Below are 22,927 nucleotides of genomic sequence, written 5' to 3'. Positions count from 1 at the left end.
CACAATGAAACTAAGCGCCACGGAGCGTCTATTTGATATCGGTAATGCCATTCTGATGCTTTTGCTTATCGTCTGTACGTTGTACCCGTTCTACTACGTGTTCATGGCGTCGATCAGCGATTCGAATCTGCTTATTCAGCACACGGGACCTTTGCTCGGACCGCTAGGGTTTAACTTGACGGCGTTCGAGAAAGTGATCGCGAATCCGAACATTTTGAGCGGATATGGGAACACCTTGCTGATCCTCATCACGGGTACAGCGGTTAACCTGTTTTTCACGACGCTTGGCGCCTACGCGCTGTCCAGGAAGTTCGTGCTCCGCAAGTTCATTATGATCTCCATCGTCTTTACGATGTACTTCAGCGGCGGCTTGATTCCAACCTACCTGCTCATTAACAATTACCTGCATATGGGCAACAGCTTCCTTGCGCTGATTATCCCTGTCGCGGTTTCGACGTGGAACCTGATCATTATGCGGACTTCGTTCGAAGCGATCCCCGAGGGACTGATGGAATCCGCCAAAATTGACGGCGCGGGCGAATGGCGGATTTTGTTCCAGATCGTAGTGCCCTTATCGATGCCGGTCATTGCCGTGATGGTGCTGTACTACGGTGTAGCCCATTGGAATTCCTGGTTCAACGCGATGCTTTTCCTGCATGACCGGGATAAATTTCCGCTGCAGCTCATCCTGCGGGAAATTCTCGTCCAGAACAGCACGGACTCGATGACGACCGGAACGGGCAATGCCAACGATACGCAAGCGATCGGAGAAAGTATTAAATACGCGACGATCATGGTCGCGACCCTGCCGATCCTAATCGCTTATCCGTTCCTGCAGAAGTATTTCGTGAAGGGCGTAATGGTCGGAGCGATTAAAGAATAGCAGTATGATCCCAGGGCCTGTCTTCTTTTTGGTTATTCCAAAAGAGGGCGGGATATTTGGGTTTGCGGCGTTGGCAGCATGGATATACCTAAAAAAAGACGATCGTGCAAAAATCGTAGATGTACATGCGGGGCTGAAGATGGGATAATTCGCATACAGCATGAGTAAGGGAGGGGCTTCTTCATGAAGCGCAGCGTATTTCTTTTCTGGCTATATTCGAATTTGACCATTCTCTGTATCCCCATCGTGATCACGATGCTGGTGCTCTTTCAATCGCAAAATTTGCTGAGCTCGGAGGTCATCCGGTCCAATAAAGCGCTGCTTAATCAGGTGAAGCAATCCCTGGACAACCAGTTCAAAGATATCAAAAGAATGGGTCTGCAGCTCTCATTGGACCCGAAGGTGATCAAATACGTCAATCAATCGGAATTTACTTCTTCACAAGTGAAAATCGACACGCTCGATCTTATCACGTCGCTGCGATCCTATGCAGCCTCGAACGGGGATATTACGGACCTGTATGTATACCTGAAGAAACAGCATTTCGCCGTAACCACGTCGACAATGAATCAGGATGAGCTGCTGTATCAATTGCTTCACGCCGGCAATCCGGGCCTGACGTTCGACAAATGGCAGCACAGCGTGGAGAACATTTATTTCGGCAATTTCCTGCAGCTGGCCGAGAACGACTTGGTATATTTGCAGTCGCTGCCGATTCAGAACGCCGACGAGGCGCCGGCGACGCTTGTCGTGATGCTGAATGCGGAACGGCTTAAAGCGGCTATCTCGAACATCCAGCTCGCCCAGGCCGGCACGGTGCTCATTCTGGATTCCAGCAATAAGCCGCTCATGGTCGCGGGCGAATCCCAGCATGTGCCCGATATCGATTATGCCCAAATTGCCGCCTCGGAAGGATCGTTCAGCCAGCGATGGGGCCGGGAAGAGGTGACTGTTTCCTACGTATCCTCGGTGGAGAACGAGTGGAAATATGTGTCTATCGTGCCGACCAAAATTTATTCCGCGAAAGTAGACCAACTGCGCAGCTGGATTTATGCGGGGTTATTCATGTGCATCTTCGTCGGCGGACCGATGTCCGTCTGGCTGACCCGCCGGCATTATATGCCGCTTCGCCGCATGGTGGATATGGTGTCGCCGAAGGTGAAGTCGAACATGCAGGGCATTAAGGACGAGTTCCTGCTCCTGCAGTCCTTCATGTCCGAGAACGCCGCCTTCCAGGACACGGCGAACTCAACGATCCGGAAGCAGCAGAACGTGCTGCGCAGCCACTACCTGGCGCGTCTGCTAAAGGGGCGTGTAGAGAGCGGGTCGGCGCTATCGCAATCAATCGCTTCTTTCGATCTGCAGTTCGACACGAACCGGTTCGCAGTGCTGCTGTTTCATATCGGCGATTATGAGCAGCTCTTTAACGACAACTCTTTGCGTGATGCCGAATCCAAGCTGCAGTATGTGTACTATATTGTGACGAACATTACCGAGGAATTGATCGGGCGCAAGCACAAGGTGTTCACGACGGAAGTGGACGGCATGGTCGCTTTCCTCGTCAATATCCAGCATGAGGATGAAGCCCAGGCGAAGCAGGATCTGATCGAAGTCGCCCAAGAGGCGCAAGCGATCATTCAAGGGAAGTTCTATATCCAGCTGACGATCGGCATCTCGGATATTCATCCGACGCTGGCCGGCATCCCGCATGGATTCGACGAGGCGCTGGAGGCGCTCGAATATAAATTCGTCATCGGTCCCAGCCAGATCATTCCGTTCGACCGCATCAAGCGTCCGAAGCACGAGCTGTACTATCCGCTCGATATGGAACGCCAGCTCATCAATCATATTCGGACGGGACAATACGAAGAGGCGATGGAGGCGGTCAGTGAGCTGATCGTGACGAACGTCTCGGACGGCACCTTGTCGCTGCAGCTCGGCAAGCTGCTCATGTTCGAGCTGATCGGGACGATTCTTAAGGCGATCGAGCCTCTGGATCAAGGGCCGAACGAGCTGGCCGTGGAGAAGCATGCGCTGATTAAACAGCTGACACAGTGCGAATCGTTCGCGGAAATTGAGGATGAAATCTATAAGTTTCTGAGAACGGTATGCGAATACGTCGATTCCAAAAAGAAAAGCCACAATACGAATCTGAAAGATCACGTATTGCGTTATATCGACGGCAATTTAGCGGATATGGATTTGAGCCTGACGTCCTTGTCGCTGAAATTCGAAGTGAATGCCCCGTATTTATCGCGCTTCATCAAAGAGCAGTCCGGGGAAACCTTCATCGACTACGTCAATAAGCAGCGGGTGGAGCTCGCCAAAAGGCTGATGCTCGACACCGATGATACGATTACGGAGATCACGACGAAGGTCGGATTCTCCAACAGCAATATGTTTATACGCGTTTTCAAGCGCTATGAAGGGATAACACCGGGTCAATTCCGCAAAGGCGAGCACGGATAGAAAGAAGATCATGGCAAATACTACCCGTATAGTGACAAGACGGGGGGAAGCGGTATGAATTTGCCTCAGGATTTGCCTCAGGATGGGGCCCGGATCTCGGTAGAGATGAATACGAATAGGCAGAAGCTGTTCGAACGCTTTCATTCCTCCGATGACGTACGCACCCGTGAATTTCGCCTGCATGGCGCACAGGGTGCTATTCTTTATTTGAACGCAGCGGTTGACCGGGCCAAGCTTCAGAACGATGTCTTGAAGCCGCTGCTCCAGTCGACGGAGGGCGAGCTGCAGGATATTCTTCCGATCCTTGATATGGAGACGGCGGCCGATCTGGAAGCGGCAGCCGACGGTATGCTGCAAGGCAAGTGCGCCATTCTGCTGGATGGGAGCGCGGCTATCGTTCTGGCCGATGTGAGCGCGACGATCGAGCGCAGCATCACCGAATCGCAGAATGAGCAAGTGATTCGCGGCTCTCACGAGGGCTTCGTCGACGACGCGGATATGAATATGCAGTTAATTCATAGGCGGCTTAAGAATCCCAATCTCATTGAACGGAACTTTACGCTGGGGGCGAAGAGTCCTGTTGCCGTGAAGCTGCTGTATATGAGCGATATCGCCGAGATGACCATTGTCGATGAGATCATCGCCAAGCTCATGACGAATGAAGCCGTCTTCATCAAATCGCCCGGACAGATTCTGAACCGGATGGAGAACAGCCGCTGGTCGCTGTTTCCGCAAATGCTGTATGTGGAAAGGCCTGACAGCACAGCCGCTCATTTGATGGAGGGCCGGGTCGTCCTGCTCGTGGACGGCAGTTCTTTCGCCGTCATTCTGCCCGTGACGTTCTTCATGTTCTTTCAAGTCGCAGACGATTTCAATGTCCGGTGGTGGAACGGGACTTTTTTTCGTTTCTTGCGGCTTCTGAGCGTTGTCATCGGAATCGGGCTGCCCTCGGTTTATATTGCGATCGTATCCAACCATTTCGAAGTGCTGCCGATCGATCTGCTGTTCTCACTGAAAGCCTCGCTGGAGAATGTCCCTTTCAATCCTCTTATCGAAGCCATGTTCATGATTACCGTGCTGGAGCTGCTGCGGGAAGCGGCGATTCGGCTGCCCAAACCGATTGCGTCGACATTGTCCATTGTCGGAGGTCTCGTGATCGGCAGCGAGGTTGTCAGCGCCGGGTTGGTATCTACGACGATGATCGTCGTCATTTCCTTGACTGCTGTCGCCTCCTTCAGCATACCTTCCCATGAGATGCGCCTGGCGGTTCGGCTGATCTCCTTTCCGCTCATGGTTGCGGCGCTGCTGCTTGGCTTTGCCGGAATCGGGTTCGGCTTTTCACTGCTGTTCATGCATTTGAGCAAGCTTGAAACGTTCGGTGTTCCGTATTTTTATCCGTTTACCCCCTTTGAGCCCCGCCGCATCTTGACTGCGCTCATTCAGTTTCCGAAGCGAATGTTCAGCCGCAGCGCGAAGGATGGGAGAGCGTCATGAGTCGAATGCAGCTATTTGCTTTTATTTTGCAGACACAGGTAGGCATTGGCGTGTTGTCTTTTCCGAACGTGCTGCACGAATCCGCCGGTGTGGACGGATGGATGTCCGTAATCTTGGCGGGAGCGGTCGTCCAGCTCATACTTCTTGTCTATATTGCTTTGTGCAAAAGATACCCGGGGTACAATCTCTATACGATGATGCCGGAAATATTCGGCAAGTGGCTCGGGAATGCGGTCAATGCCATCTATCTGATCCATTTCATCTTCATATCGTGTGTGATTTTGCTGCTGGAAATGGTGTTCGTCGAGCTATGGGTGCTGCCTTTCACCGATCCGTGGATGATTCTTACAGCCAATTGTCTGGTGTTCCTCTACTTCGCCGGAGAGAGTCTGCGAATCATTGCCCGCTACCAAGTCATGGTCTCGTTGCTGCTCGTCGTCATGATTGCGCTCCTGCTTACTAGCTTTCAAACGATGGATTACCGCTATATGCTTCCGATCGGACAGCAAGGCTTAATGGCGATTATGGCCGGAGTCAAAAGCTCCATCATTTCCTTCCTCGGCTTCGAGCTGTTCCTGGTCGTCGCCTCCGACGTACAGACGGAAGGGAAGAGCATGATCGCACCCGTTCTATGGGCTAACGGCATGGCTACGGTTTTCTTCCTCGTCGTGGTCGTGCTGATCTTCTTGAACTTCAGTCCGGAATCGCTCAGCTTCATTCCGCAGCCGGTGCCTTATTTCCTGAACGGGATAGCGCTGCCTTTCCTGGAGCGGATGGATTTGATCTTCCTTTCGGTGTGGCTCGTGAAGGTGACGGCTACCTTGATCAGTTACCTGTTCGCGGCAGGGAAAGGGCTGGGCTATTGGTTTCACCGCAATGAGCATAAGCGAAGCATCTACTATCTGGCCCCGGCGATCTGTCTGGCCGGTATGTTATGGCGCTCGGAGGAACGCATCCTGTGGCTTCAGAAAATCGTCGAATACGAAAGTTATGTCGTCATCGGCCTGCCGATGCTTATTTTCCTGTACGTATGGATGAGAGGCAAAAAAGGGAGGCCGGCAGTATGAAAAGACGGGGATTCTTCGGCTTGTTTGCCGTTCTGCTGCTCGCGGGGTGCAATTATCATGCGGATTTGAAAAATTTGCAGCTGATTTACGCAACCTCACTGGATACGAATGAGAACAACGAAATCGTCACGACGGTAACGATTCAATCGCCCGGCGGGGAAGAACGAACCGTACCGATTCACGAAGTGCTCTCCGCTTCCGGTCCGACCATGCAGGACGCGCTGTATAAGAAAATCGGCCTGCAAATCTCAGGCCCTATCGGCACCTCCAAGAATCAAGTGATGCTGATCAGCGACAAGCTGGCCAAAACCGATCTCTTGGGCATCCTTGATTCCACCTTCCGCAGTTCCACCGATCCTATGCTTGCCAAAGTCGCCATTGTTCACGGTACGGCAGCCGATTTGGTCAAACTGGATCGGATCGGTTCCGCTACAGCCGGGGAATATTTGCGCAAAATTCTCAAAAGCGCCCAATATGAGACGATGGTTCCGAAGGTTACCGTGCATTCGATCTATCCGGCTCTTCACGATCAAGGCAAGGATATCGTCATTCCGATTCTCCGCAAGGGCAACAGACTATCGAAGGAGTCGGATAAAGACAAAGCTGTTATTGACGGTTTGGCGCTGATTCATAAGCGCAAGTATTCAGGTTATGCCCTCACCCCGGAGCAGTCGTCCTTATTTCTGTTGATGAACGGTAGCCTGGGCAAGATTTGTGTGCTTACCCGCCAAATAGAAAAAACCGAGGGAAAGAGCGAACCGACAGACTTCTTGTCGCTGAGTATCGCCAGCTCCAAACGCAGTAAGAAGGTTACGGTTCTGCCTTCCGGGCAAATTCAGGTCAACATGCAGCTGAAGCTGAAAGCGAATGTGATTGAATACGCCAAATTCAAACTTCTGGACAGGCCGACCATCGAGCGGCTGAACGATAAGTTCTCCGAGCTGCTCACACAGGAGGCTCAGGACATCTGCAAGCTGCTGAAGCGGGCCCATTCCGACGCCTTCGGCATCGGGCGGGATCTCATCGCTATGCATCCGCAGGAATGGAAGCGATTGGATTGGGAGACGGCGTACCCGGAGACGGACTTCCAGGTTGCCGTGAAAGTGGAAATCGTAGCGCACGGGATTATTAATTGAAGAGGATGTCCGGCGGACATCCTCTTCAATGTGTTGGCCGGGGGAGACGGCCAGAACAAGCCGGGCGAAGCGCGTAGTTATTGCGTCGTATGGTGGCGCGGCTTGAATTCGCTCGGCGACTGCCCGGTCCAGCGCCGGAACTGCCGGGAGAAGTGGCTGGCCGAGTGGAAGCCGAGCTTCTCCGCGATCTCCGTCATCGGCAGATGCGTCGTGACGAGCAGCTCCTTGGCCAGCTTCAGCTTCTGCTGGCTGACGTATTGGCGGGGGGAGAGGCCGTACACCTTGGCGAACAGCTTGCTGCACCAGCTGCGGCTGAGATTCATCTCCTTCGCAACCCCCGCCACAGTTGCCTCCTCGCATAGGCCGAGCGAGAGCTTCTCTTCGATCATGTGAGCGACATCGGCGGCGAACAGCGAAGGATCTTTATCGGGAGCGGGACGGTTCACGCTCGTTGAGCCGTGCTCCCGCAGCAGGCGGAGTACGTCGTGAATGATGAGCAGCGTGTACGACTGCACCAGCAGCTTGTCCTCGAAGCGCAGCAAGGAGGGCTCCGGCATCGCTTCCTCTCCGAGCTCGCCTCGATTGCGGCGCATGACCGCCTCCAGCTCGTCTACGTAGAAGCGCAGCTTGCTGTGCCCGGCAGCTTCGCTGCGGATAAGCCGGTATGGCGTCGCGGCCAGCAGGCTGCGGATTTCCGGATCGTCGAGATCGAAATGCACGTTGAAGAAGCCGTAGTCCGAAGCCGCAAGATTCGTCGACTGGTGCCTGACGCCGGATTTGATGAGCAGCCAATCGCCTGCCTTCATCGTCACCGCATCGCGGTGCATCTCTTGCACGACCTCCCCTTGGGAGCAGTACACCAGCTCGAACAGATGATGGTGGTGCCGCGGATAGTGCCAGCCCGAAGGCTTCAAACCGAAGTGGCAGCCTATCACTTGCAGGGTGTTGACAATATTGGGGAAACGATATAATTCCTCCACCGGCGGTTCCTCCCGATTCACGTATATTTGTTTCATCATAACACGCAAGAGAACACATTTGGTATAGAAAATGACACATATGGGGATGGAGATCGGAAGGGCTTTCGGCGATGATGAATGTAACGCAAGAACGAACAGCATTCATCGTCCGGAGGGATCATTGTGGCTATTTTACTAGCGAAAGACCGACAGTTTCTATTAGATGGGAAGCCGTTTCAAATATTGTCCGGGGCCATTCACTATTTCCGTGTTGTGCCTGAATATTGGGAAGACCGGCTGCTCAAGCTTCAAGCGTGCGGTTTTAATACCGTCGAGACTTATGTGCCTTGGAACTTGCATGAACCGCAGGAGAACGAATTTAACTTCGCAGGCATCGCCGATCTCGAAAGCTTCGTAACGCTGGCGGGTAAACTCGGGCTGCATGTGATCGTGCGTCCCAGCCCTTACATTTGCGCAGAATGGGAGTTCGGCGGTTTACCCGCTTGGCTGCTGCAATATCCGTATATGAAGCTGCGCTGCATGGATGCCGGCTACCTGCAGAAAGTAGACCGTTACTACGATGAGCTGATCCCTAGGCTGGTGCCGCTGCTTAGCACGAACGGCGGGCCGATCGTGGCGATGCAGATCGAGAATGAATATGGCAGCTATGGGAACGACACCGCTTATTTAACGTACCTGCGCGATGGATTGACGCAGCGCGGGGTCGATGTCCTGCTATTCACCTCCGACGGTCCCGAGGATGGGATGCTGCAGGGCGGGACGGTTCCCGGCACCCTGGCTACCGTCAACTTCGGCTCCAGACCGGAGGAGGCGTTCGAGAAATTCCGCGAATACCGTGCGGACGAACCTCTCATGTGCATGGAGTATTGGAACGGTTGGTTCGACCATTGGCTGAAGCCGCATCATACGCGCGATGCGGGCGATGTGGCGGACGTGTTCGACCGCATGCTGCGCGCAGGCGCCTCCGTGAACTTCTATATGTTCCACGGCGGGACGAACTTTGGCTTCTATAACGGGGCGAACTATGGCGAGAAGTACGAGGCGACGATCACCAGCTATGACTATGACTCGCCGCTATCCGAATGCGGAGATGAAACGGAGAAGTTCAGAGCCGTCCGCAGCGTCATTGCACGATATTTGGGTCAAGATGAAAGTGAGTTCCCGGCGTTCCCGGCACCTCAACCGAAGAAGAACTATGGCGCGGTGCAATTATCGGAGAAAGCCGATCTGCTTGGCAGCCTGGAGCGGCTTGCCAAGCCGGTCCGGCGCACCTCTCCGGAACCGATGGAGATGATAGGTCAGAGCTATGGCTTCATCGTGTATTCGACCCGCGTCTCCGGTCCGCGTACCGGCGAGAAGCTGCACTTGCAGGACGTGCACGACCGCGCGCAAGTTTTCCTGGACGGCGTCTGCCAAGGCACCGTGGAACGCTGGAATCCGCGTCCACTGGAGGTGGACATTCCGGCCCAAGGCGCGCAGCTGGATATCGTCGTCGAGAACATGGGACGCGTGAATTACGGACCGAAGCTGAGGGATTACAAAGGCATAACGGAAGGTGTGCGTCTGAACAACCAATTTCTGTTCGACTGGACGATCTATCCGCTGCCGCTTGATCATACGGACGCCATTCCGTTCACTGGAGATAACCGGGGAGACGAGCAGACTGTGGAGCGTCCCGCGTTCTACCGCGGTTCGTTCACGGTAGAAGAACGGGGAGACACTTTCCTTCGATTGGACGGGTGGACCAAAGGCGTCGTTTGGATCAACGGCTTTAATCTGGGGCGCTATTGGGCGGAAGGCCCGCAGCGCACGCTGTACGTGCCGGCTCCGCTGCTGCGGGACGGAGTTAACGAGATCATCGTTCTGGAGCTGCACGGTACGGAGAAGCCGGTTGTTGAGCTGTCGGATACACCCGATCTGGGATGAGTCGGAGGGATGAACATGACAAACAAGAAGATGAGGCCCGAAGCAGGCGTCTCTAGTCGCTCGGATTCCTCGTATCAATCGATTCAAAGGGTTATTATTCTGGGGATTGATGGGGCAGGGGCGTTCGTCCGGGAAGCGGCGACCCCCATTATCGATGTGCTGCTGGCAGGGGGCGTGCAGACGTATGGAGCGCAGACGGTCTATCCGTCCAACAGCGGAGAGTGTTGGGGGTCGCTGCTGCATGGGGTAACGCCGGAACGGCATCGCTCCCATCTGCATATTCAGCATAATGCCAATTACCCGGCGGGCTCCCCGGTTCCATCTTTGTTTGACATGCTGTGCACGGCGCGGCCCGGCAGCGTCATGGCTTCCTTCGTTTCATGGAAGCCCATTCTCACCGGCATTATCGAGGATGTGCCGGATATCAGCAAATTCAGCGCTCCGGATGAAGAGCTGGTTCCTGCCGTCACGGCATATATCCGGACGAATCCCGGGCTTCAGCTGCTGTTCGTGCAGCTGGACGATGCGGATGCCGCCGGGCACCGGCATGGATACGGCTCGCCGGATCATCTGCAGGCGATCTCCCGGGCGGACCGGCAGATCGGCGACATCAGCCGCGCGCTGTTGGAAGCCGGGATGCTGGAGGACAGCCTGATCATCGTCACGACGGATCACGGCGGCGGCGGCCTGGATCCGTTCGAGCACGGGAGCGACGACCCGCTGGATATGACCATCTTCTGGGGCTGCCGGGGCCCCGGCATTCGTCCGGCCGCGGACTTAACCGGCCTGTCCATTATGGATACGGCGGCTGTCGCCTTGCACGCCTTGGGTCTGCCGATCCCGGGCGATTGGGACGGCAAGCTGCCGGAGGGCCTGCTGGAGTAGGCACGTCCCCCTGCCCGTGAGCGCTCCGATCCGCCGGAGCGAGAGACACCTTTACTTTGCACTTTGTGCATCGTAAAGGTGTCTTTTTTGATGCCGAAGCACGATGTTGCACAGTTCGTCTCAGTGCCGCCAGGGACAATCCTGTTTCACCCCTGCCCAAGGCGGTTAAACACATAGAGAATCGCTTGGTGTCCATACTTTATTTTTTATCTCCATGTCGGATTGTATAAGATTTCATAGTTCGACTATAAGATTTAAACACATCAAGTGTAAGTTAACATGACAAACAGTTTACATTGTTAAGTTCTTTTTAGAGCGAAGGGGGGGTTCCGTTGATCTCATTTCGGCAGGTAGAGAAGCATTACGGAGAATTTCATGTGCTCAAGGGAATTGAATTGGGGATCAAGCAGGGAGAAGTCGTTGTTGTCGTCGGACCGTCGGGTTCGGGCAAAAGCACACTGCTCCGCTGTATCAACCGGCTCGAAACCATCACCAGCGGGGAGCTGGTCGTGAACGAGTTCAAGGTTAGCGACAAGAGGACGGATATCAACAAGCTGCGCAGAGATATCGGCATGGTGTTCCAGCATTTCAATCTGTATCCGCACAAGAAGGTCATCGACAATATTACGCTCGCCCCGATGAAGGTCCTCGGCCTATCGAAGCAAGAAGCGGAAGAGACGGCGATGTATTATCTGCAGAAGGTGGGTATAGGGGATAAAGCTCAGAGCTATCCGTCCCAGCTATCCGGCGGCCAGCAGCAGCGCGTAGCTATTGCCAGAGGTTTGGCGATGAAGCCGAAAATCATGCTGTTCGACGAGCCGACCTCGGCGCTCGATCCCGAGATGGTCGGCGAGGTGCTCGATGTTATGAAAGCGCTAGCGCACGAAGGCATGACGATGGTGGTGGTCACCCACGAGATGGGCTTCGCCCGTGAGGTGGCGGACCGGGTTGTTTTTATGGACAAAGGGCAAATCGTCGAAGAATCTCCGCCGGAGCAGTTTTTCGTGAACCCGCGAGAGGAAAGGGCGAAGCTGTTTCTCAACCGCGTGCTTCGCCATTAGAACTTATAACCAATAGGGAGATGATACCGTATGATCTCAAAAAAATGGAATTTTATCGTCATGTTAACCGCCGTATTCGCACTGGCAGGCTGCGCTTCGACGTCTTCCACGGGCGGGGCGTCCAGCTCGCCGGCCGGTACGGCCGCAGCCAGCACGGCTCCGAGCAGCGCCAAGCCGGCAGGCGGAGCATCCGTTCTGGATGAAATCAAGAGCAGAGGCAAGCTGGTCGTCGGTGTCAAATACGATACGAAGCTGTTCGGACTGAAAAATCCGACCGGCGGCGAAGTCGAAGGCTTCGACGTAGATATCGCCAAAGCGCTGGCCAAGGACTTGCTCGGCGACGAGAAGAAAATCGAGCTGAAAGAAGTGACGTCCAAGACGCGCATTCCGATGCTCGACAACAAAGAAATCGACATGATCGTGGCGACGATGACGATCACGGATGAGCGCAAGAAGCAGGTGGAATTCTCGGATGTGTACTTCAAAGCCGGACAGTCCCTGCTGGTGAAGAAAGGCTCCCCGATCAAGAGTGTGGCGGATGTCAAAAAAGGCACGAAAGTGCTGGCGGTCAAAGGCGCTACATCGGTGGCGAACATCAAGGCCAAATCGCCGGAAGCAACGGTGCTGGAATTCGACAACTACCAGGATGCGTTCAGCGCGCTGAAAGCGGGGCAAGGGGACACCTTGACTACCGATAATGCGATCCTTTACGGCATGATGGCACAGGACCCGAACTTCGTCGTCGTGGGCGAGCCTTTCACGGATGAGCCTTACGGCATTGCGATGAAGAAAGGCGAGACAGCGCTGCAAACAGCGGTCAACGACAGCTTGAAGAAGCTGCAGTCCAGCGGTGAGTACGACAAGATTTATAAGAAATGGATCGGCGAGGCGCCATCCAAATAACAAGAATGAGATGGGTGGCCGCAAGCTGCCCATCTTCTGTCTATGAGGAGGGAACATAAGCCGATGCCCGATATCTCCATTTTCACGGATTACATCGATATTTACATGAAAGGCTTCGTCAATACAATCTGGGCCAGTGTCATCGCCTTGATCGGCAGCTTCGTGCTGGGCACGATCATCGCGATTTGCCGCATCTCCGCCGTGAAGCCCTTGCAGTGGTTCGGGACGGCTTACGTGGAGTTCATTCGGAACATTCCGCTTCTGTTAGTCGTTTTCGTGTTTTTCTACGGCTTGCCGTCCCTGGGCATTACGCTTAGCGGCTTCGTTTGCGGTACTTTAGGACTGACGGTGTATACGGCGTCGTTCATCGCCGAAGCGATTCGCGCCGGCATCATGTCGGTGCCGATCGGCCAAACGGAGGCGGCGAGATCTTCCGGCTTGACCTACGCGCAAACGATGCGCCATGTCGTGCTGCCGCAGGCGATCAAGATCGTCATTCCGCCGCTGAGCAATCAATTTATTAACCTCGTTAAAAATTCGTCGGTGCTGGGTGTCTTCGCCGGCTTCGATCTGATGTACTTCGGCGATCAGGTTGCCAGTGAAACCTATGCGACTTTCGATACGTACATTTTCGTCGCATTGCTGTATTTGATTTTAACGCTGCCGCTAAGTTACGGCGCTCTGCGTCTGGAGCGCAGGCTGGCCAGGGGGTGAACGGGAACGAATGGATATCATACATGCTTTCTCACCGGATAATGTGAGATTTATTCTTGAAGGCTTTTATATGACGCTGAAAGTCGCTCTGATTTCAATCATTCTGAGCTTTATCGTCGGCTGTGTGGTCGGGACGATCCGGTACACGAAGATGCCGGTCATTTCGCCTGTACTGGGCGTAATCGTGGAGCTGATCCGCAACTTGCCTCTGCTGCTCATCATCTTCTTCGCCCGGTTCGCGCTGCCGGACGTCGGCATCAAGCTAGGACCGATGAATGCGACGATCCTCGCGCTGACGCTGTTCGAGGGCGCGATGATCGCGGAGGTCGTGCGAAGCGGGCTTAACTCCATCGACAAAGGGCAGATCGAGGCGGCGCGTTCTTCCGGCCTCAGCTACCTCCAAACGCTGCAGCATATTGTGATGCCGCAGGGACTGCGGCGCATGGTTCCGCCGCTTGTGAGCCAATTCATTTCCCTGCTCAAGGACACATCGCTTGCCATCGTTATTTCCTTGCCTGAACTGATGCATCATGCGAAAATAGTAATTGGACAAAGCTATAGCTATACGCTGCCGATCTTGTTTGCAGTGGCTGTGCTGTATTTTGCAGTTAATTACGCACTTTCGCTCGCAGCGCGCAGGATGGAAGCGAAGATGGTCTAGGCGAATTATGAGCAGGAAGAGGAGTTATTGACATCATGATACACTTAAGTTGGGAAATGCTGCTGTTCGTCATTATGGGCGGATTCCTGGCAGCCTACGTCGATTCGGTCGTAGGGGGAGGCGGGCTGATCGCGCTGCCCGTTCTGCTGGCAACGGGCTTGCCTCCGGCAGTCGCGCTGGGAACGAACAAGCTGGCCGGCACCATGTCGTCGCTGACGAGCACCATTTCCTTCATGCGCTCGGGCCACATCGATATCAAAGCGGTGAAAGGCTTATTTCTTTTATCTTTATTGGGAGCTGTTAGCGGAACGCTGGTGCTGCGGCAAGTTCCTTCGGACTTCTTGAGGCCTTTGGTTGTCGTGATGCTGATCTTGATTACGATCTATACGATTTTCAGGAAGAGCTGGGGCGAGAGCTCCACGTTCCGCAGCTACACGACCAAGACCGCTCTGCTTATGGGGGGCGCAGCCTTCGGTTTAGGCTTTTACGACGGTTTTTTCGGACCGGGTACAGGCTCCTTTCTTATATTTGTATTTCTGATGCTGGGCTTTGACTTCGTGAAAGCGGCCGGCAACGCCAAAGTGTTGAATTTCGGCAGCAACATCGCCAGCCTGGCAACTTTCATGGCCCTCGGTTCGATTCATTACGGAATCGGGATTCCCATGGGCATTGCCATGATCTGCGGCTCCTACCTGGGATCGCGTATGGCGATCCGCAAAGGGACGGCCTATGTTCGGCCACTATTTTTGACCGTTTGTATACTCCTGATCGGAAAGCAGATATGGGATTTACTGTAGGGGGTGAGCGGCTGAGACGCTTACAGAACGAAGGCTTACAAATGATTCTCATCGCGATCGTGACGGCGATTGCCGGAGAGTTCAAAATCACGCCTTTCAGCGGAGAAGTGTTTCGCATCGGCCTGGGCAGCAGCGCATTCCTTCTATGCCTGCTATTGCTCAAACATTTGCCTTACATGTATACGGGCCTCATCACGGGGGTGACCGTTCTCCTGTTCCGTTCCCTGGAGGACGGCGTTACGATGCACGGAACGGTTTCGCTCGGTTGGTGCATACAGGTTCATCTGCCTGCGATGCTGTATTATATGGCTTTCGCTGCCGGAATGAGCCTGGTGAAACCGAGATTGGGGAAGTCACATCCCCTTGTCCTTGGATTGTTCCTTTCCCTTATTGACCTCATGTCAAATGAGATCGAGCTGCTGGCGCGCAGCTTTATCTTCGATACGCCGTACAAATTTTCGGAGCAGCTGGTCTATATCTCGGTGATCGCGCTCGTTAGAAGCTACTTCGTAGTGGGCATCTACAGCAGTGTGACGATTCATCAGATGCGCGTCCTTCACAACGAGCAGCAGAAGCGTATGGAGCAGATGCTGAATACGAACAGCGGGCTGTACGGCGAAGTCTTTTATCTGCGCAAGTCCATGGAGACGATCGAAGGATTAACGGCCAAGAGCCACAATTTATATGAAAAAGTGAACGGCTCGGGGTTGAAAAGCTACGCGCGTACGATACTGGAGATTACCCAGCAAATTCATGAAGTGAAGAAAGATTCCCAGCGCATCCTTGCCGGCCTGCTCAAGCTGTTCGACCGGGAATTCGCCTCGGACATGAGGCTGGCGGAGATTGTGGATTTCGCAATCAAGTCCAATCTCGGATACAGCAGTATGCTGGGCAAGCACATTCAGTTCACGACCGACTTGCGAACGGATTATGATTCGGATCACTATCTCCCTTTGTTAACGGTGTTAAATAATTTGCTCTCCAACGCTGTGGAAGCGATCGAGGAACATGGGCGGATTCATGTCAGTGTACGCGAGCAAGGGGCCGAAACGATATTGACCGTATCGGATACCGGGATGGGTATTGCGGAGCTGGAGCGGGAGATGATTTTCGCACCGGGCTATACGACCAAGTTTAATCAGGAGGGCTTTGCCGCGACCGGAATCGGGCTGTCCCATGTACGGGATATTGTGCATTCCTTGGGCGGCGACATTCATTTGCGCTCAGACGAGCCGGATGCTCAGACGACATTCGTCATTACCTTATTGACCGATACGTTGAAAAAAGGAGCGTAGAGATCATGCTGTCATTCGGAATTGTAGACGATGATGCGGTAAGCAGGCTGATGCTGCACAAAATTATCGAAAAAGGCGGATTGGGCGAAGTCGTCGGAACGGCGGGGAGCGGGATCGAGGGGGAACGCGTGCTGCTCGAAACGTCGCCCGATGTCGTCGTCATCGACCTGTTGATGCCGGATCAGGATGGCATTGAAACGATCATCCGGCTCAAGGAGCAGGGGTTTCAAGGGAAATATGTCATGATATCGCAGATAGAAAATAAGGAAATGATCGGCAAAGCTTACCAAGCCGGCGTTGAATATTATATTCAAAAGCCGATCAACAAAATTGAAGTGGAAGCGGTGCTCTCCAAGGTGAACGAGCAGTGGAAAATCAGCCGTTCCCTGCAGGAGATTCAGCAATCGTTAACGAAGCTGAGCCTGCTTGGCGCAGCCCCGGAAGCCGCCCGCAAGAAGCGGAGTGTCCGCGAGATTATGCAGCCGATCCTGATGGATATGGGGATTGTGGGGGAGAGCGGCAGCCGCGACTTGACCGACATCGTCGAGCATCTCGTCCGGCATCACCGGGGCGACAGCCTTCCTCCGCTCAAGGAGCTGTATGAGACGGCGGCCCGCAGCCATAAGCTGAAGGAAGCCGAAGCGGAGAAGGAAGGGAAAGCCGCCGAGCAGCGGATTCGCCGTGCGGTCATGGCGGCGCTGACCCATCTGGCCAGCATCGGGCTCACGGATTACAGCAATCCGAAGTTCGAGCATTATGCGCCGCTGTATTTCGAATTTCAGGAAGTCCGCACGAAGATGAAAGAAATCGATGAGAATTTGAAGACGGAGAAAAGCAAGATCAATATTAAGAAATTTCTCCAGGTTCTGCATTTGGAAGTCATGGACAAAATGCGCAGCGAGCAGTAGCCCGGTTTTTTTGAGATGTAGGGCTGTGGGAGCCGCAGCCGCTGGTTTGCGGCGACCGAAAGGTTACCCATTACTTGAAAATAGAATGGGGCGGAAATAGGGTGCGTTATTAAGCCTCCAAACAGTTGTTTGACCGGGAGGTGGAAATGAGATGCGCTATTGCGCGGTGATGGTCGAAGATGTCAGCTTTTTGGGGCAAATAAGACACTGTATTTCCGCTTAGAGGCTGAAAATCGCTGAGTTGGCCCCAATAAGGGCCTGTATTTCCGTTTCAAATCTCAATAACCCTGCTGGAAGTGTTCTTAGCTATGACTAGAAGAAATTGTCGGTCTTCGTCATACCCTAAAGGACAGGCAGCCGGCAGGAAGCATTTTCTCTAACGTTTTTTCTTACGTATGCTTGAAGAACAACTTGGGTGATCCTCATCTTGCGAATTAACCAATGGTTATGGTACTATTTACTACATATGACGAAAGGAGGTGAAGGTAGGATGAATCGAGAGTTCGTGAACAACCGTGTGAGCCAGTTACCCATCGCGATGGCTGGCATCGTTCATGCTTTTGCCGTCGACGGGAGAAGTCTGTCCATTTTCACTCATACGGTACCACAACTCACGAGAAGACACCTACCTTAACCTCAGACGGATGAATCCGCGAAGGCCGTAGGCATTTTCCTGCGGCCTTTTTTGCTGCGTTCAGGAGGGTCTCTCACAACCAAGGAGGATCCTTAACGATGTTAATTATAAACGGTCAAAATATGAAGAAATACTATGGCGCCCAACTGGTGCTGGCGGATGTTACTTTCGAAATTCATCAGGGGGAGCGCATCGGGCTGGTCGGGCGCAACGGAAGCGGCAAATCGACGCTGCTGAGGCTCATCGCCAGAATGGAGAAGCCGGACGAAGGGCAGCTGACGGTGCGCAAGGATACGCGGATCGGCTATTTGGCGCAAATACCAGCGGAATGGGAAGGCGGCACCGTGTACGATGTGCTGGCTTCGAGCTTCGCGGAGCTGCTCGCTTGCCGTGCCGCGATGACGGAGCTGGAGCAGCGCATGGCGGATCCCGCAGCCGGCGGGCAGCTGGAGCAGCTGCTGGGGCGGTATGCGCAGCTGCAGGAGCGCTTCGAGCGGGAAGGCGGCTATGAGCTCGATGCGCGGATCGATCAGGTGGCGAACGGGCTCCGGATTGCCCGGGAGACGTACGGGCGGAGCTTCGCTTCGCTGTCGGGCGGCGAGAAGACGAGGATCGCATTGGCCTCCCAGCTGATCGGCAAGCCGGATCTGCTGCTGCTTGACGAGCCGACGAACCATCTCGATCTGGCCGGTGTGGAGTGGCTGGAAGAGTATTTGACTCATTATGACGGCGCCTGTTTCATTGTGTCGCATGACCGCTACTTTTTGGACCGTGTCGTAGAGAAAATCGTGGAGCTGGAAGACGGGGAATCTGCGGTCTACTTGACTTCGTATAGTGGCTATGTGAAGGAGAAGGAGGCGCGGCTGCTGCAGCAATTCGCCGATTATCAGGAGCAGCAGAAAGTGATCCGGAAGATGAAGGAGACGATCAAGCAGCTGATGGAGTGGGGGCGCATCGGCGGCAACGAAAAGTTCTTCCGCCGGGCGGCGTCCATGCAGAAAGCGCTGGACCGGATGGAGAAGCTGAAGCGTCCGGTGCTCGATCCCAAAGCGGCGGAGTTCGCCTTGAAGGTGGATGACCGTTCCGGGAAGCGGGTCATTGCTTTCGAGAACGTGAGCAAGCGCTATGGGAACAAAGTGCTGCTGCAGCAGGCGAGCGGGCTGCTGGAATACGGTGAGAAGGTGATGCTCGTCGGACACAACGGTTCCGGGAAAACGACGCTGCTCCAGATGCTGCTTGGCGAAGTGGGCCCGGATCAGGGCAAGCTGGAGATCGGCGCGCGCGTGGACATCGGATACTTGGCGCAGCAGGAGTATCCGGAGGACGGGAAGATGACGGTTCTGGCATACTTTTGCGAAGAAGCGGCGATGGAGGAAGGGGAAGCGCGGGGCAGGTTAGCTGCTTACTTGTTCTATGGCGCGGACGTGTTCAAGCCGGTCAGCTCGCTCTCCGGCGGGGAATGGACGCGGCTAAGGCTGGCGCTGCTTGTGCTCCGGAAGCCGAACCTGCTCATTCTGGATGAGCCGACGAATCATATGGACATCGCCTCAAGAGAGGCGCTGGAGGAAGCGCTCGAGGAGTTTCCGGGCACGGTGCTGGCGGTCACGCATGACCGGTACTTCATGAACCGGCTGTCCCGGAAAATCTGGGAGCTGGATCAGGGGCGCATCACCGTCTATCTGGGCAGCTTCGACGATTACAAGGCGAAGCGTGCGCAGCTGCGCGAGGCGCGGGAGGCGGCGGCACTGCCGAAGGCCGCCGCCAAGGCGGAGCCGCGTGCGGAAGCGGCCCCGCGCGGGAAGTCGCGCAGCACGGCTGCGTTCGCGCGGGAGAAGCTGGAGCAGGCGATCGCGGAGGCGGAGGCGCGGGTTGGCGAGCTGGACCGCGCGCTGGACGCGCTGGAGATGGAGCAGCCGGATGGCGAGCTGAGCCGGCTGTGGACGGAGCGCGAAGCGGCGCACGCGGGGTTGGAGCAGCTGTATGCGGAGTGGATGCAGCTGGAGGAGTGAGTGAATCGGCGCCACGGGGAAAGAGCCAAATGTGGAAATGTATATGAATTTTGATACTCTGGTGAAGGAGCGATGCGATCTCCGGGCGCTTTTGTGGAGAATGTATATGATTTTTCATATACAATTCATGGATTTGGCGCTCCGATGGAGATTCTATATGATTTTTCATACAGAATCAGGGGTGAGCTGCTAGGCCCCCGCCTCAACACGAAGAGCCGCGACAAGTCGAATGACCTGCCGCGGCTCTTTGTGTTGAGGCGGGATTCGTTCTTACCAGGCTGCGGTCCCTGGCTGCAGCGGAGAGCAAGCTCTGGAGCTTAAACCTCCACCCACTGCACCGGCACTTCAACGCGCTGCGGCGTGTACTTGCCGTTGCACTGCTCCAGCAGCATGGAAACGGCGGACAGCGCCATCTGCTGCTCATCCTGCAGTACGTGCGAGATGCCCGGAATTTCCGGGTCATCGAAGGAGACCAGCACGGTGTGCGGGTTGAGCTCGTCCTCCACATGCAGCGCATGGTGCGTGATTCTCGCCATCTCGGCGGTCAATGCAAAAACAGCCGTAATGTTCGGATGCTGCTGCAGAAAGCTGACGACATAAGCCGAAGTGTCGCCGGTTCTCAGGATGTCGATCGGGACGTGGCACCATAAGCTTTTATCAATAAGAATGTTGCTGTCGATATAAGCTTTCTCAAAGCCCTGCGTCCGGTCCTCGATGGTCGTATTCGTATTATCCGGCGAGATGAGCGCGATTTGCCGGTGGCCTTGCTGCAGCAGCTTGCTGACGGTCTCATAGGCGCCGCCGCAATTATCGGAGGTAATCCGATAGGTATCGATATTGCGCAGATAACGGTCAATGAACACGAAAGGGTATTTATCCAGGGACAGGCGAAGCAGCGATTCGTTATAGCTCTCATCTTCCGTAGGGAAAACAATGATGCCCCGGACTCCCTGCGTATTCGTCAATTGTTGGACGGAATGAGATTCCTCCAGTGAAGATTCCCTGGTAATATGCAGGATCAGCTGGTAACCGGCTTCCTTCACATATAATTCGACATAATCCACAAGCCGCTGAATGACTTTTGTTTTCATGGTCGGAATAACCAGCCCGATATAATCGTGCGACGCAGGGGAGTTCCCGTTGGCGACTGGCCCGGCAGCTCCGACATAACGGCTTTTGGCATCCGGTATCTGGGATGTGGGATTGGAAGCTACGAACGTTCCCTTGCCTTGTATGCGTGTAACCAGTCCTTCGTCTACAAGTGCAGCCAAGGCGTTCTTCACGGTAATTTTGCTGACCATGAATTCGTCCATGAATTCCTGTTCGGAAGGAACGCGGTCTTTGGGACGAAGCTCTCCGGTCAAAATTTTATCTTTAATGGATAGATAGATTTGTTTATAGAGCGGAATTTTGTTCATTCGCGCACCACCCGATTTCTCGTTTTATACCCTTATTGTACTCAGTAAATGTCGAATTGGGAATATGTTAAATATAATAAACATAATTTTATACTGAATTGGTTATATGATTATAGGTTTTTATGTACTATAATTCGATATGTAAAGCGCTTACACGATAATCTAAGGTTCAACCAGCACTGAAACAGCCTCACAGCCTCAAGAAATGTCATCCCATTTGTACCATCAATAACTCCATCATCACATGCGACCTTCGTTCATTTTAAACGGGCGCACTTCAGTCCCATCATCAAACCATCATCAATCCAAATCCAATCAAGGGGGATCCATCGTATGAAAAGAAAGCTGCAAGTTACATCTGCCGCCGTTCTGGCATCCATGCTTTTATTATCCGCTTGCACATCCAGTCCAAGCACCTCGTCCAATGACAGCGCATCCAAATCAGGTGCGGTGAAGCTGAGCTTCTGGACGTTCAACGAGCTGCATCAGAAGTTTTTTGAAAGTATGGCGGAATCATGGAACAAGGCGCATCCGGAGCAGACGATTCAATTGGAAGCAACGACGTTCCCTTATGACGATAACCACAACAAGCTGCTGGTCGCGCTGCAATCCGGAACGGGCGCACCCGATATGGCGGACATCGAAATCAGTAAAATCGGCAATTTCTTAAAAGGCGACGTCCAACTGGTCGAATTGAACGATATCGTCGAGCCGGAGAAAGCCAACCTCGTAATGTCCCGACTCGATAACTATGCCAAAGACGGCAAATATTACGGAATCGATTACCACGTCGGAGCCCAAGTAATTTACTACAACAAGGAAATCCTCGATAAAGCAGGCGTCAATGCGGATAACATCAAAACGTGGGATGATTATGAGATAGCCGGTAAGCAGGTGCTGGAGAAAACCGGCAAGCCGATGACGACGCTCGAAACGACGGATCAATGGAGCTATTGGCCGCTCGTTGTCCAGCATGGCTCGGACTTCCTGGATAAGAGCGGCAACGTGAAGCTGAACGACCAAGCGAACAACGAAGTGCTGTCTTACATGCAGAAGCTCGTGAAAGAGAAAGTCGCTGTCGTGGCTCCTGGCGGCTTCCACCATGCGGAAGAATACTATGGCTTCATGAATAAAGGCGGCGCTGCTTCCGTTTGGATGCCGATGTGGTATATGGGCCGTTTCACCGACTATATGCCTGACCTCAAAGGCAAGATCATCATTAAACCGATGCCGGTCTTCAAGCAAGGCGAAATGCGCTCCTCCGGTATGGGCGGTACGGGAACGGTGATTACGAAGCAGTCCAAAAATCAAGATGTCGCGAAGAAATTCCTGTCCTACGCCAAATTATCCAAAGAGGGCAACATCCAGATCTGGTCACAGCTCGGCTTCGATCCGATTCGTTCGGACGTTTGGAACGATCCGGCGCTGAAAGCGGACAATAAATTTACGGCTTATTTCGGTAAAAATTTATGGGATGTTCTGATTTCCGTGAAGAGCGAGATTGCGCCTACCAATATTAAAGAGAAAACGCCGGCGGTCTCCGATTACCTCAAGACGAAAGCGATCTTCCAAGCGCTTAATGATTTGAAAGATCCGAAACAAGTGCTCGACGATGCTGTGAAAAATATTAAGTAATCCGAACATCGTTGCCGGCTTTGCCTGGGACCCTTCCTTCGGCAAGGCTGGC

General features: G+C 53.9%; 19 protein-coding genes. 17 read left to right on the top strand and 2 right to left on the bottom strand.

Annotation, left to right across the window (positions count from 1 at the left end; translation table 11 throughout):
- The first annotated feature begins 4 nt into the window (after positions 1–4).
- From PUT07_RS07415 to PUT07_RS07395, 5 genes are all read left to right on the top strand, one after another.
- The gene (locus PUT07_RS07415; RefSeq protein WP_274467188.1) at positions 5–883 is read left to right on the top strand and encodes a carbohydrate ABC transporter permease; all 879 of its coding nucleotides are present in this window, start codon (positions 5–7) and stop codon (positions 881–883) included.
- 183 nt (positions 884–1,066) lie between these two features.
- Complete coding sequence (locus PUT07_RS07410; RefSeq protein ID WP_274467187.1) at positions 1,067–3,352, top strand: helix-turn-helix domain-containing protein; 2,286 nt, start codon at positions 1,067–1,069, stop codon at positions 3,350–3,352.
- A gap of 54 nt (positions 3,353–3,406) precedes the next feature.
- A complete protein-coding gene (locus tag PUT07_RS07405; protein ID WP_274467186.1) occupies positions 3,407–4,846 on the top strand; it encodes a spore germination protein in 1,440 nt (479 codons plus the stop codon).
- Positions 4,843–5,913 carry a GerAB/ArcD/ProY family transporter gene (locus tag PUT07_RS07400; RefSeq protein WP_274467185.1) on the top strand — a complete coding sequence of 357 codons (1,071 nt, stop codon included), beginning with the start codon at positions 4,843–4,845 and terminating at the stop codon, positions 5,911–5,913. Before PUT07_RS07405 ends, PUT07_RS07400 begins: the two co-directional genes overlap by 4 nt.
- The gene (locus PUT07_RS07395; protein ID WP_274467183.1) at positions 5,910–7,049 is read left to right on the top strand and encodes a Ger(x)C family spore germination protein; all 1,140 of its coding nucleotides are present in this window, start codon (positions 5,910–5,912) and stop codon (positions 7,047–7,049) included. The genes PUT07_RS07400 and PUT07_RS07395 overlap by 4 nt, the downstream gene beginning before the upstream one ends.
- Positions 7,050–7,126: 77 nt before the next feature.
- Here the strand turns inward: PUT07_RS07395 and PUT07_RS07390 are convergent, their stop codons facing one another.
- Complete coding sequence (locus PUT07_RS07390) at positions 7,127–8,029, bottom strand: AraC family transcriptional regulator (RefSeq protein ID WP_274467182.1); 903 nt, start codon at positions 8,027–8,029, stop codon at positions 7,127–7,129.
- Between the two features lie 162 nt (positions 8,030–8,191).
- Here PUT07_RS07390 and PUT07_RS07385 point away from each other — a divergent pair, with 162 nt between their 5' ends.
- The 11 genes from PUT07_RS07385 to abc-f all read left to right on the top strand — a co-directional run bounded on the left by PUT07_RS07385 (position 8,192) and on the right by abc-f (position 19,822).
- Positions 8,192–9,955, top strand: coding sequence for a glycoside hydrolase family 35 protein (locus tag PUT07_RS07385; RefSeq protein WP_274467181.1), 1,764 nt, complete (start codon positions 8,192–8,194; stop codon positions 9,953–9,955).
- A 15-nt stretch (positions 9,956–9,970) separates the two neighbouring features.
- Positions 9,971–10,840 carry an alkaline phosphatase family protein gene (locus tag PUT07_RS07380; RefSeq protein WP_274467180.1) on the top strand — a complete coding sequence of 290 codons (870 nt, stop codon included), beginning with the start codon at positions 9,971–9,973 and terminating at the stop codon, positions 10,838–10,840.
- A gap of 332 nt (positions 10,841–11,172) precedes the next feature.
- Complete coding sequence (locus PUT07_RS07375; protein WP_274467179.1) at positions 11,173–11,901, top strand: amino acid ABC transporter ATP-binding protein; 729 nt, start codon at positions 11,173–11,175, stop codon at positions 11,899–11,901.
- A gap of 30 nt (positions 11,902–11,931) precedes the next feature.
- On the top strand, positions 11,932–12,804 hold the full coding sequence (locus PUT07_RS07370; protein WP_274467178.1) for a glutamate ABC transporter substrate-binding protein: 873 nt from the start codon (positions 11,932–11,934) through the stop codon (positions 12,802–12,804).
- A 63-nt stretch (positions 12,805–12,867) separates the two neighbouring features.
- On the top strand, positions 12,868–13,518 hold the full coding sequence (locus PUT07_RS07365) for an amino acid ABC transporter permease (protein WP_274467177.1): 651 nt from the start codon (positions 12,868–12,870) through the stop codon (positions 13,516–13,518).
- 10 nt (positions 13,519–13,528) lie between these two features.
- Complete coding sequence (locus PUT07_RS07360) at positions 13,529–14,179, top strand: amino acid ABC transporter permease (protein WP_274467176.1); 651 nt, start codon at positions 13,529–13,531, stop codon at positions 14,177–14,179.
- A gap of 35 nt (positions 14,180–14,214) precedes the next feature.
- Positions 14,215–14,976 carry a TSUP family transporter gene (locus PUT07_RS07355; protein WP_274467175.1) on the top strand — a complete coding sequence of 254 codons (762 nt, stop codon included), beginning with the start codon at positions 14,215–14,217 and terminating at the stop codon, positions 14,974–14,976.
- Entirely contained in the window at positions 14,961–16,271 is a 1,311-nt protein-coding gene (locus PUT07_RS07350) for a sensor histidine kinase (protein ID WP_274467174.1), read from the top strand. Before PUT07_RS07355 ends, PUT07_RS07350 begins: the two co-directional genes overlap by 16 nt.
- 5 nt (positions 16,272–16,276) lie before the next feature.
- Positions 16,277–17,179 carry a response regulator gene (locus tag PUT07_RS07345; protein ID WP_274467173.1) on the top strand — a complete coding sequence of 301 codons (903 nt, stop codon included), beginning with the start codon at positions 16,277–16,279 and terminating at the stop codon, positions 17,177–17,179.
- A gap of 466 nt (positions 17,180–17,645) precedes the next feature.
- The gene (locus PUT07_RS35410; protein ID WP_379239639.1) at positions 17,646–17,813 is read left to right on the top strand and encodes an RAxF-45 family protein; all 168 of its coding nucleotides are present in this window, start codon (positions 17,646–17,648) and stop codon (positions 17,811–17,813) included.
- Positions 17,814–17,911: 98 nt separating this feature from the next.
- Positions 17,912–19,822: a ribosomal protection-like ABC-F family protein gene (gene abc-f / locus PUT07_RS07340; RefSeq protein WP_274467172.1), complete on the top strand. Its 1,911-nt coding sequence runs from the start codon at positions 17,912–17,914 to the stop codon at positions 19,820–19,822.
- A gap of 317 nt (positions 19,823–20,139) precedes the next feature.
- On the opposite strand, the gene PUT07_RS07335 is transcribed toward abc-f, so the two are convergent.
- Positions 20,140–21,240, bottom strand: a complete 1,101-nt coding sequence (locus PUT07_RS07335; protein WP_274467171.1) for a GntR family transcriptional regulator — start codon at positions 21,238–21,240, stop codon at positions 20,140–20,142.
- 333 nt (positions 21,241–21,573) lie between these two features.
- On the opposite strand from PUT07_RS07335, the gene PUT07_RS07330 reads away from it, so the two are divergent.
- A complete protein-coding gene (locus PUT07_RS07330; protein WP_274467170.1) occupies positions 21,574–22,875 on the top strand; it encodes an ABC transporter substrate-binding protein in 1,302 nt (433 codons plus the stop codon).
- Positions 22,876–22,927 lie beyond the last annotated feature (52 nt).

The sequence above is a fragment of the Paenibacillus sp. MAHUQ-63 genome (assembly GCF_028765165.1).
In the GTDB taxonomy this organism is placed as follows: Bacteria; Bacillota; Bacilli; order Paenibacillales; family NBRC-103111; genus Paenibacillus_E.
The sequence above is the reverse complement of the archived record's forward strand: the minus strand, read 5'-3'. Positions and strand labels throughout refer to the sequence as shown.